The sequence below is a fragment of the Shewanella sp. ECSMB14102 genome, assembly GCF_000813075.1.
Lineage (GTDB): Bacteria > Pseudomonadota > Gammaproteobacteria > Enterobacterales > Shewanellaceae > Shewanella > Shewanella indica.
Window position 1 is genome coordinate 1 of record NZ_JWGX01000142.1, and the last position, 480, is coordinate 480.

A 480-nucleotide genomic window follows, 5' to 3' on the forward strand; every position below is an offset into this window, starting at 1 on the left:
CTTACATCCCTGAGCCAGAGCGTGATATCGATAAGCCATTCCTGCTGCCTATCGAAGACGTATTCTCAATCTCTGGTCGCGGTACTGTAGTAACAGGTCGTGTAGAGCGCGGTATCATCAAAGTTGGTGACGAAGTAGAAATCGTGGGTATCCACGACACTACCAAGACTACCTGTACTGGTGTAGAAATGTTCCGTAAGCTGCTGGACGAAGGTCGTGCCGGTGAGAACTGCGGTATCCTGCTGCGTGGTACCAAGCGTGATGAAGTAGAGCGTGGTCAAGTACTGGCTAAGCCTGGTTCAATCACTCCACACACCAAGTTCGAATCAGAAGTTTACGTACTGTCTAAAGAAGAAGGTGGTCGTCACACTCCATTCTTTAAAGGCTACCGTCCACAGTTCTACTTCCGTACAACTGACGTGACCGGTACTATCGAACTGCCAGAAGGCGTAGAGATGGTAATGCCAGGCGACAACATCA

1 protein-coding gene is annotated in these 480 nt (G+C 49.6%); it reads left to right on the top strand.

What is annotated here, in order from left to right; genetic code table 11:
- Window positions 1-480, top strand: a 480-nt coding sequence (locus tag RC73_RS19705) for an EF-Tu/IF-2/RF-3 family GTPase (RefSeq protein WP_039036219.1), incomplete at both ends; no start/stop codon positions are given.